At 70.1% G+C, this 9,949-nt stretch carries 12 protein-coding genes; 10 read left to right on the forward strand and 2 right to left on the reverse strand.

All coding sequences use genetic code 11. The annotated features are described in order from the left end of the window. The first annotated feature begins 313 nt into the window (after positions 1-313). The 6 genes from ACFWVC_RS01555 (at position 314) to ACFWVC_RS01580 (ending at position 4,778) form a co-directional block, all read left to right on the forward strand. Positions 314-1,747 carry an amino acid permease gene (locus ACFWVC_RS01555; RefSeq protein WP_384273784.1) on the forward strand — a complete coding sequence of 478 codons (1,434 nt, stop codon included), beginning with the start codon at positions 314-316 and terminating at the stop codon, positions 1,745-1,747. A 94-nt stretch (positions 1,748-1,841) separates the two neighbouring features. Next, a complete protein-coding gene (locus ACFWVC_RS01560; RefSeq protein WP_384273787.1) occupies positions 1,842-2,267 on the forward strand; it encodes a Mov34/MPN/PAD-1 family protein in 426 nt (141 codons plus the stop codon). A gap of 66 nt (positions 2,268-2,333) precedes the next feature. After that, a complete protein-coding gene (locus tag ACFWVC_RS01565; RefSeq protein WP_319664451.1) occupies positions 2,334-2,438 on the forward strand; it encodes a putative leader peptide in 105 nt (34 codons plus the stop codon). 125 nt (positions 2,439-2,563) lie between these two features. Then, complete coding sequence (locus ACFWVC_RS01570) at positions 2,564-2,842, forward strand: MoaD family protein (protein ID WP_384273791.1); 279 nt, start codon at positions 2,564-2,566, stop codon at positions 2,840-2,842. Continuing rightward, positions 2,842-3,792: a PLP-dependent cysteine synthase family protein gene (locus tag ACFWVC_RS01575; RefSeq protein WP_384273794.1), complete on the forward strand. Its 951-nt coding sequence runs from the start codon at positions 2,842-2,844 to the stop codon at positions 3,790-3,792. Before ACFWVC_RS01570 ends, ACFWVC_RS01575 begins: the two co-directional genes overlap by 1 nt. 233 nt (positions 3,793-4,025) lie before the next feature. Further along, the gene (locus ACFWVC_RS01580) at positions 4,026-4,778 is read left to right on the forward strand and encodes an MBL fold metallo-hydrolase (protein WP_384273797.1); all 753 of its coding nucleotides are present in this window, start codon (positions 4,026-4,028) and stop codon (positions 4,776-4,778) included. Between the two features lie 70 nt (positions 4,779-4,848). Here ACFWVC_RS01580 and ACFWVC_RS01585 read toward each other — a convergent pair whose 3' ends face one another. Both ACFWVC_RS01585 and ACFWVC_RS01590 read right to left on the reverse strand, forming a co-directional pair. Next, entirely contained in the window at positions 4,849-6,102 is a 1,254-nt protein-coding gene (locus tag ACFWVC_RS01585) for a PTS transporter subunit EIIC (protein ID WP_384273798.1), read from the reverse strand. 119 nt (positions 6,103-6,221) lie between these two features. Next, on the reverse strand, positions 6,222-7,547 hold the full coding sequence (locus ACFWVC_RS01590; protein ID WP_384273801.1) for a PTS transporter subunit EIIC: 1,326 nt from the start codon (positions 7,545-7,547) through the stop codon (positions 6,222-6,224). Between the two features lie 140 nt (positions 7,548-7,687). Between ACFWVC_RS01590 and ACFWVC_RS01595 the strand changes: the two genes are divergently transcribed. The 4 genes from ACFWVC_RS01595 (at position 7,688) to rdgB (ending at position 9,849) form a co-directional block, all read left to right on the forward strand. Then, positions 7,688-7,921, forward strand: coding sequence for a PTS glucose/sucrose transporter subunit IIB (locus ACFWVC_RS01595; RefSeq protein ID WP_360906114.1), 234 nt, complete (start codon positions 7,688-7,690; stop codon positions 7,919-7,921). A gap of 88 nt (positions 7,922-8,009) precedes the next feature. Beyond that, positions 8,010-8,756 carry a ribonuclease PH gene (gene rph, locus ACFWVC_RS01600; protein ID WP_384273804.1) on the forward strand — a complete coding sequence of 249 codons (747 nt, stop codon included), beginning with the start codon at positions 8,010-8,012 and terminating at the stop codon, positions 8,754-8,756. Between the two features lie 56 nt (positions 8,757-8,812). Then, positions 8,813-9,217 (forward strand): hypothetical protein, encoded by a 405-nt coding sequence (locus ACFWVC_RS01605; protein ID WP_384273807.1) that lies wholly within the window; start codon positions 8,813-8,815, stop codon positions 9,215-9,217. Positions 9,218-9,240: 23 nt separating this feature from the next. Then, on the forward strand, positions 9,241-9,849 hold the full coding sequence (rdgB, locus tag ACFWVC_RS01610; RefSeq protein ID WP_384273810.1) for an RdgB/HAM1 family non-canonical purine NTP pyrophosphatase: 609 nt from the start codon (positions 9,241-9,243) through the stop codon (positions 9,847-9,849). Positions 9,850-9,949: the final 100 nt, after the last annotated feature.

Genomic DNA, 9,949 nt, shown 5'->3' on the forward strand with positions numbered 1-9,949 from the left:
ACGCCCGCTGTGCGCCCCCCGTCCGCTCAGAGGACGCTCAAATCCGGATAACGATCACGTCACCGCGGACTCCCGCATTCCCATTCGGCGCACCTATTGTCCGCTTCTGCCTGTGGCGTGTGACACATTTGCGCTGCGTGCCCGACGCCCGCCCCGTGATACGAATCCTCGACCACCGGCCGTGACGCCACCCCATGTCGCGGCCGGTCGCGTGGCCGGTCGACCCCGGCGTGCACCTCCAACCATCCGGGGGGATCGGAGCCCGGTCCGCGCCGTACACGGCCGGCCGGGCATGGAGAAAGGCACAGCAGACATGACCTCGACGCAGGTCGAGCACGAGTCCGGCAGCGGGGCCGAGGGAACCGCGACCGCCGAGGGCTACAAGCGGGCGCTGAACGCCCGCCAGGTCCAGATGATCGCCATCGGCGGCGCCATCGGCACCGGCCTCTTCTACGGCTCCAGCACCGGCATCGCGAAGATCGGACCCAGCCTGATCGCCTGCTACGCCGCTGCCGGCGTAGTGATCTTCTTCATCATGCGGGCCCTCGGCGAGCTCCTGACCTACCGCCCCACCTCCGGCAGTTTCGCCGACTACGCCCGCGAGTTCTTCGGCCCGTTCGCGGGCTTCGCCACCGGCTGGTCGTACTGGGCGCTGTGGGTCACCGCGTGCATGTCCGAGGTCACGGCCGCGGGCGCGTACATCAACTTCTGGTGGCCGTCGATCCCGGTCTGGTCCACCGCCGCCGTCGCGCTCGTGGTGCTCTTCGTGGCGAACCTGGTCTCGGTCAAGCTCTTCGGCGAGCTCGAGTTCTGGTTCTCCACCATCAAGGTCACCGCCATCATCGCCATGATCGTCATCGGTGTCGGGGTGCTGACCTTCGGCTTCTCCGCGGCGGGCGACACCGCCTCGGTCACCCACCTGTGGGCCGACGGCGGATTCGCGCCCAACGGCGCCTGGCAGGCCATGCTCGCCATGCAGGGCGTCATCTTCGCCTACCTCGGCGTCGAACTGGTCGGCATCACCGCGGGCGAGGCCGAGAACCCCAAGCAGACCCTGCGCAAGGCGATCAACACCCTCCCGGTGCGCATCGGCATCTTCTACGTCGGCGCGCTGATCGTCCTGCTGTCGGTCTTCTCCTGGACCAAGTACACCCCCGGCGTCAGCCCGTTCGTCCAGGTCTTCGCCCAGGTCGGCATCCCCGGCGCGGCCGGGATCATGAACTTCGTGGTCCTCACCGCGGCCCTGTCCTCGTGCAACTCCGGCATCTACTCCACCGGTCGCATGCTGCGCGGACTGGCCGTCAACGGCGAGGCGCCCCGGCCCATGGGCACCCTCAGCGGCCGTCACCTGCCGCTGCCCGCTCTCATCGGGTCCACCCTGGTCATGGGCATCGGCGTGATCGTCAACGTGGTCTCGCCGGGCAAGGCGTTCCTCTACATCACCTCGGTCGCCACCTGCGCCGGACTGTGGACCTGGATCATGATCCTCGCCGCCCACCTGCGGTACCGCGCCAAGGTCCGCGCCGGGCTGCTGCCCGCCTCCGACTTCCGGATGCCGGGCGCCCCCGTCACCAACTGGCTGGCCATCGCGGCCCTGGTGCTGGTCGTGGTCCTCATGGCGATCGACCCCGACACCCGGCTCGGCCTGTACGTGTGGCTCGTGTGGTCGGCCGTGCTCGCCGTCGGCTACCAGGCCGCCAAGCGGCGCACCCCCACGGACACGTCCGTGGCCTTCGCCCAGAAGTAGCGCGAGCGGTCCCCGCGGCCCGGACCCCGGGCCGCGGGGACCGGCAGTCGGCCTCCGTACTCCCGTACGGGGGCCTCTGCTTATCCTGACGACCATGCTGACCCTCACCCGTGCCCTGCACGACGCCCTCGTCGCCCACGCCCGCGCCGACCACCCCGACGAGGCGTGCGGCGTCATCGCGGGACCGGCCGGCACCGGCCGGCCCGAGCGGCACATCCCGATGCTCAACGCGGCCCGCTCGCCCACGTTCTACGAGTTCGACTCCGGGGATCTGCTCAAGCTCTACCGCGAGCTGGACGACCGCGACGAGGAGCCCGTGGTCATCTACCACTCGCACACCGCCACCGAGGCCTACCCCTCGCGCACCGACATCTCCTACGCCAACGAGCCGGGCGCGCACTACGTGCTGGTCTCCACCGCCGACACCGACGACGCCGGGCCCTTCCAGTTCCGTTCCTTCCGGATCGTGGACGGCGAGGTCACCGAGGAACCCGTCGAGATCGTCGACGCCTACATCTGAGACAACGTCGTCCGCATCATGGGACACCCATCTCTGGCCGCCTGGGGGAATCGATACGATGACCCCATGGTTCTCCACGACGTGAGCGACAAGGCGCCGGGCACCCTGCTCGTGGCGCGGCTGTACGTCGACTTGTGCCGCCTCGCCGGCGCGGCATGTCCCCGTCCCTGACGCGCCGACCGCACCACCGTGCGGGCTCCGGACCGCCCACCGGACCTCGTCCGCCGGGCCGGAACACGCCGGGACGCCGCACCGCCGCCCGCATCACACGACGCCCCTTCCGACTGGAGCCCCGCATGGCCATCGAGGTCCGCATCCCGACCATCCTTCGCAGCTACACCGGCGGCGCCAAGGCCGTCGACGGCAGCGGCAGCACGATCGACGAGCTCCTCACCGACCTCGACGCCCGCCACGCGGGCATCCGCGAGCGCATCGTCGACGGGGGCGAACTGCGGCGCTTCGTGAACGTCTACCTCAACGACGAGGACGTCCGCTTCCTCGACGGCATCTCCACCAAGCTGACCGACGGCGACAGCGTCACCATCCTCCCCGCCGTCGCGGGTGGAATGTCCTGATGCGGTACGACAGCCCGCTGGCAGCCGTCGGCAACACCCCGCTGGTGCGGCTGCCGCGTCTGTCCCCCTCCGCCGAGGTCGGGGTCTGGGCCAAGCTGGAGGACCGCAACCCCACCGGCTCGGTCAAGGACCGCCCGGCCCTGCACATGATCGAGCAGGCCGAGCGCTCCGGACGTCTCACCCCCGGCTGCACGATCCTGGAGCCCACCTCCGGCAACACCGGCATCTCGCTGGCCATGGCGGCCCGGCTCAAGGGCTACCGCATGGTCTGCGTCATGCCCGAGAACACCTCCTCCGAGCGGCGCGAGCTGCTCGCCATGTGGGGCGCCGAGATCATCCCCTCCCCGGCCGCCGGCGGCTCCAACACCGCCGTGCGCGTCGCCAAGGAGCTCAGCGCGGAGCACCCCGACTGGGTGATGCTCTACCAGTACGGCAACCCCGACAACGCCGGCGCCCACTACGCGACCACCGGCCCCGAGATCCTCGCCGACCTGCCCTCCGTCACCCACTTCGTCGCCGGGCTCGGCACCACCGGCACCCTGATGGGCGTCGGCCGCTATCTGCGCGAGAAGGTCCCCGGCGTGCAGATCGTCGCCGCCGAGCCGCGCTACGACGACCTGGTCTACGGACTGCGCAACCTCGACGAGGGCTTCATCCCCGAGCTCTACGACGAGTCCGTCCTCACCACCCGCTTCTCCGTCGGCTCCGCCGACGCCGTCCGCCGCACCCGCGAACTGCTCCAGCAGGAGGGCATCTTCGCCGGCGTCTCCACCGGAGCCGCCCTGCACGCCGCCCTCGGCGTCGCCCGCAAGGCCGAACACGCGGGCGAGCGGGCCGACATCGTGTTCGTCGTCGCCGACGGCGGCTGGAAGTACCTGTCGACCGGCATCTACACCGCCGAGTCCACCGAAGCGGCCGTCGCCGCCCTGCACGGCCAGCTCTGGGCCTGAGCCTCACGCACCCCCCGCGGCGCCCCCGTCCCGGCGAAGTTCCGGCGACGAGGGCGCCGTACTGGTGATTCCGCCCACAACGGGGCTCCGCAGAGGAGCACGCACAGCCCGTGCGCCTTACGCTCAAGAACACATGGCGGGTCGCTCCCGCCCTCCCCCCACCCCTGTACGGAGTGGGGCACACTGGCGCGCCAACGCAAGACCCCCGGAACAATCCACGGAGGTTTCTGCACATGAAGCTCACCGTCGTCGGCTGCTCGGGGTCGTTTCCGTCCGCGGATTCGGCCTGTTCCAGCTACCTCGTCGAGGCCGACGGCTTCCGGTTGCTGCTCGACATGGGTAATGGCGCCCTCGGCGAGCTGCAACGCCACTGCGGTCTGTACGACCTCGACGCCGTCCTGCTGAGTCATCTGCACGCCGACCACTGCATCGACATGCTCGGGTACTTCGTCGCGCGCTACTACCGCCACGAAGGCGGCCCCGCCCAGGCCATCCCCGTCTACGGACCGGAAGGCACCGAGCGTCGCCTCGCGAGCGCTTACGGGGACGTGCCCGACGAGAAGTGCATGAGCGAGGTCTTCGACTTCCGCACCCTCGGCCCCGGGGCCTTCCGGCTGGGCCCGTTCACCGTCACCGCGGACACGGTCAGCCACCCCGTCGAGGCCTACGGCTTCCGCATCGAGCACGCCGGCCGCAGCCTCACCTACTCCGGTGACACCGGCCGGAGCGACGCCCTGCTGACCCTGACCGAGGGCACCGACCTCTTCCTGTGCGAGGCCTCCTTCACCCACGGCAAGGAGGACATCCCCGGCCTGCACCTCAACGGCCGCGAGGCCGGCGAGTACGCCGACCGCGCCGGCGCCGGCCGCCTCGTCCTCACCCACATCCCGCCGTGGACCGACCCCCAGGTCAACCTCGACGACGCCCGCGCGGCCTACGACGGCCCGGTGGAGCTCGCGAAGGCGGGCGCGGTCTACGAGATCTGACGCCTTCGGCATGAACGAGGCCCCCGGAACCTGGTCGGTTCCGGGGGCCTCGTTCACGCGGGCGCCGTCGCTAGGCCTTGGTGAGGTCCTCGATCTCCTCCTCGGGTTCGCGGCCCGGGGTGGGGAGGTTGAACTTCACGATCGCAAAGCGGAAGACCACGTAGTAGATCGCGGCGAAAGCCAAGCCGATCGGGATGATCAGCCAGGGTTTCGTGTCCCGGTTCCAGTAGAGGGCGTAGTCGATCAGTCCCGCGGAGAAATTGAAGCCCGCGTGCACTCCCAGTCCCCACGTCACGGCCATGGACACCGCGGTGAGGACGGCGTGCACGGCGTACAGCAGCGGCGCGACGAACATGAAGGAGAACTCGATCGGCTCGGTGACACCGGTGACGAAGGAAGTCAGGGCCAAGGAGATCATCATGCCCAGGACGGCCTTGCGGCGCTCGGGGCGGGCGGCGTGCGCCATGGCGAGTGCGGCGGCCGGCAGCGCGAACATCATGATCGGGAAGAAGCCCGACATGAACTGCCCCGCCGTCGGGTCGCCGGCCAGGAAGCGGCCGTAGTCGCCATGGGCGACCTCTCCCGCCGCATTGGTGAAGTCGCCGAGCTGGAACCAGGCAACCGTGTTGACGAACTGGTGCATGCCGATCGGAATCAGCGCGCGATTGACCAGCCCGAACAGGCCCGCGCCGGCAGAACCGAGGCCGGTCATCCACTCGCCGAAGTTACTGATGCCGTCGCCTATGGGCTCCCACACCAGTCCGAAGAAGACGCCGATGAGGAGGCCGACGAACGCCGTGATGATCGGCACCAGGCGGCGGCCGTTGAAGAAGCCGAGCCAGTCGACGAGCTTGGTGCGGTGGAACCGCTGCCACAGCACTGCCGACAGCAAACCGATGATGATGCCGCCGAGCACACCGGGATCGTTGTATTTCGCGGCTATGTACACGCCGTGCTCGATCTTGGCGTCGGCGACCGGGAAGGCTTGCAGCACCTTGGAGTAGACCAGGAAGCCGACAACAGCGGCGAGCGCAGTGGATCCGTCCGCCTTCTTGGCGAAGCCGATGGCCACGCCCACGCAGAACAGCAGCGGAAGCGCGCCGGTGAGAGCGCCACCCGCGTTGGCGAATACGGAGGCCACCTTGTCCCAGCCGAGGCCGTCGGCCCCGAAGACGTCAGGCTGGCCCAGCCGGACCAGGAGTCCCGCCGCCGGCAGGACGGCGATCGGCAGCTGGAGGCTGCGGCCGATCTTCTGCAGGCCCTGAAAAAGGCCGGAGCCCCGCTTCTTCGCCGCGGGAGCCGCCGTGGGGGTGGCGGTCGTCATGGAGTTCCTCCTGGTCTGAACCACTCAGTGGTGTAGACCAGTCTTAACACGCACTTGACGCGCAGAGGAACGCTTCGCTCCATGTGGTCTAGACCACATTTCGGAGCGTGCCGCCTCCGCTACGCCTTGAGGTTGTCCCGCGTCATCTCCTCGGCGACCTCCTCCGGCTCCCGCCCCGGCGTCGCCAGGTCGAACCGCGTGATCACCAGCCGGAAGAGCACGTAGTAGACCGCCGCGAACACCAGCCCGATCGGAATGATCAGCCACGGTCTGGTCGCCAGCGACCAGTTGACGACGTAGTCGATGAGACCGGCCGAGAAGCTGAAGCCGTCGTGCACCCCCAGCGCCCAGGTGACCGCCATCGAGGCACCGGTCAGCACCGCGTGGATCGCGTACAGCGCCGGCGCGATGAAGAGGAAGGAGTACTCGACGGGCTCGGTGATCCCCGTGACCAGCGAGGTCAGCCCCACCGACAGCATCAGGCCGCCGACCTCCTTGCGGCGCTCCGGACGGGCGCAGTGCGTGATGGCCAGTGCCGCGGCGGGCAGCGCGAACATCATGATGGGGAAGAAACCCGACGTGAACTGCCCCGCCGTCGGGTCGCCCTGCAGGAACCGCGTGATGTCCCCGTGCACCACCTGGCCGTCCGGCGTGGTGTAGTCGCCGAACTGGAACCACACGAACACGTTCAGGAACGTGTGCAGGCCCAGCGTCAGCAGCGCCCGGTTCGCCACCCCGAAGATGCCCGCGCCCCACGACCCCAGGTCGCTCAGCCACTGGCTGAAGCTCGTCAGACCGCTCCCGATCGGCGGCCACACCCACAGCGACAGCGCCGCGAAGGCGATCGCGACGAGGGACATGATGATCGGGACCAGCCGCCGCCCGTTGAAGAAGCCGAGCCAGTCCACCAGCCGCGTGCGGTGGTAGCGCTGCCAGAAGAAGGCCGTCAGCAGCCCGATCACGATCCCGCCGAAGACCCCCGGGTTCTGATACGCGGCGGGGGCCGCCCCCGCGGGCGTGCCCGGCGGGATGCAGGCACCGCTGATCAGGCTCGCCTGAACGAAGACCGTGCCCCGCGGGCAGTCCTGCGGGAACTGGTGCAGCACCCCGTAATAGACGAGAAAGCCCACGACCGCCGCCAGCGCCGTCGAACCGTCCGCCTTCTTCGCCATGCCGATCGCGACACCCACCGCGAACAGCAGCGGCAGCCCCAGCGAGCCGTCCAGCAGCGCGCCGCCCGCGCCGTCGAACACCTTCGCCACGTTGTCCCAGCCCAGGCCCTTGGCGCCGAAGACATCCGGCTGGCCCAGCCGGTTCAGGATGCCCGCCGCCGGCAGTGCCGCGATGGGCAGCTGCAGGCTGCGCCCCATCTTCTGCAGCCCCTGGAAGAGCGTGCCCGTCCACCTGCGGCCGGGCCGCGGACCTGCGGCGGCGTCCGAGCTCATGGGCACTACCTCCTGGCGGGTAAAATGGTGTAGACCAGTTGAGGCGCGGCTGTGTCAGAGATGCATCCCCGCAATTGCGGTCCACACCTGCATTACCGTGTGAAATCGGACCGAACGGCCGAGACAACCAGGAGCTGCACATGGCCAGCAAGGCAGAGAAGATCGTCGCCGGGCTCGGCGGACTCGACAACATCGAGGAGATCGAGGGCTGCATCACCCGCCTCCGCACCGAGGTCGCCGACCCCTCCCTCGTCGACGAGGCCGCGCTCAAGGCCGCCGGCGCCCACGGCGTCGTCAAGATGGGCAACGCCATCCAGGTCGTCATCGGCACCGACGCCGACCCGCTCGCCGCCGAGATCGAGGACATGCTCTGACCCCGGCCCGCCGGCTCTGATCACCCGCAAGGGGCCCGTTCCGCAACCGGCACGGGCCCGCGGTTCACTTGCGGATAGGCTCGTCGGCATGTCTCGTATCGACGGCCGCACACCCGACCAGCTCCGCCCCGTCACCATCCAGCGTGGCTGGAGCAAGCACGCCGAAGGATCGGTGCTCATCTCCTTCGGCGACACCAAGGTCCTCTGCACCGCCTCCGTCACCGAAGGCGTGCCGCGCTGGCGCAAGGGCAGCGGCGAAGGCTGGGTGACCGCCGAGTACTCCATGCTCCCGCGCTCCACCAACACCCGCGGCGACCGCGAATCCGTACGCGGCAAGATCGGCGGACGCACCCACGAGATCTCCCGCCTCATCGGCCGTTCCCTGCGCGCCGTCATCGACCACAAGGGATTCGGCGAGAACACCGTGGTCCTGGACTGCGACGTCCTCCAGGCCGACGGAGGCACCCGCACCGCCGCCATCACCGGCGCGTACGTGGCCCTCGCCGACGCCGTCACCTGGATGCACGGCCGCAAGCTGCTGCGCGCCAAGGCCCAGCCGCTCAAGGGCACCGTCAGCGCGGTCAGCGTCGGCATCATCGACGGCGTCCCGATGCTCGACCTCTGCTACGAGGAGGACGTCCGCGCCGAGACCGACATGAACGTCGTCTGCACCGGCGACGGCCGCTTCGTCGAGGTCCAGGGCACCGCCGAGGGCCAGCCCTTCGACCGCAAGGAACTGGGCTCCCTGCTCGACCTGGCCGTCGGAGGCTGCGTCGAACTCGACGCCCTGCAGCGCGTGGCGCTCGAAGAACTCGAACAGATCACCAAGAACTGACCAAGAAACGGTGTGGGGAGTGCAACCCGGCGGCGGTCCGGTGCGTGTGTAGAGACATGCACTCACGCACCCGCCGCCTTGCCGTACTCGCCGCCGCCACCGCACTCGGCGCCGCCGCCCTCACCGGCTGCGGCGCCGTCGACGCCGTCGACTCCGTCAACAAGGCCCTCGACTGCGCCACCGTCGCCGCCCAGGTCGCCGGCGACGTCCAGAACCTGCAGAACGCCGTGAGCAACGCGGGCAACGACCCGCAAGCCGCCGCCACCGCGCTCAACCAGATCGCCGACCACCTCGCCGCCCTCGGCGACAAGACCGACAACGCCGACGTCACCAAGGCCGTGAACGACCTCCAGAAGGCCGTCGACAACGCCCGCACCGCCGCCGACTCCGGCCAGGCCCCCGACATCAGCCCCGTCGCCGACGCCGCCGCCGGGCTCACCAAGGTCTGCAGCCCCGGCTGACCACGACCGGGATAATCGAGGCCATGCCGCACACCCGACTGGTCCTCGCCACCCGCAACGCCCACAAGGTCGCCGAACTCCACGCCATCCTGGCCGCCGCCGGGCTCGGCGTGGAACTCGTCGGCGCCGACGCCTACCCCGAGATCCCCGACGTCAAGGAAACCGGCGTCACCTTCGCGGAGAACGCCCTCCTCAAGGCCCACGCCCTCGCCCAGGCCACCGGCCTGCCCGCCGTCGCCGACGACTCCGGCCTCTGCGTCGACGTCCTCGGCGGCGCCCCCGGCATCTTCTCCGCCCGCTGGGCTGGCAAGCACGGCGACGACCGCGCCAACCTCGGCCTCCTCCTCGCCCAGCTCTCCGACATCGACCACCCCCACCGCGCCGCCCACTTCATGTGCGCCGCCGCCCTCGCCCTCCCCGACGGCACCGAACACGTCGTCGAGGGCCGCCTCCTCGGCACCCTGCGCTTCACCCCGGAGGGCACGGGCGGCTTCGGCTACGACCCGATCCTCCAGCCGCTGGGCGAGTCCCGTACGTGCGCCGAACTGACGCCGGAGGAGAAGAACGCCATCAGCCACCGCGGCCAGGCGTTCCGCGCGCTGGTGCCGGTGGTGCGGGAACTGGTGGGGTGAGACGGCGAGGGGCGGGGGGGCGGGGGCAGGGGGCGCCCCCCCCCCGGGGGGGGGCGGGGCGGCGGCCCCCCGACGCCACCGGGCGCAAACCGCCGCGGGC

Origin of the sequence: Streptomyces sp. NPDC058691 (genome assembly GCF_042714775.1) — a bacterium.
In the GTDB taxonomy this organism is placed as follows: domain Bacteria; phylum Actinomycetota; class Actinomycetes; order Streptomycetales; family Streptomycetaceae; genus Actinacidiphila.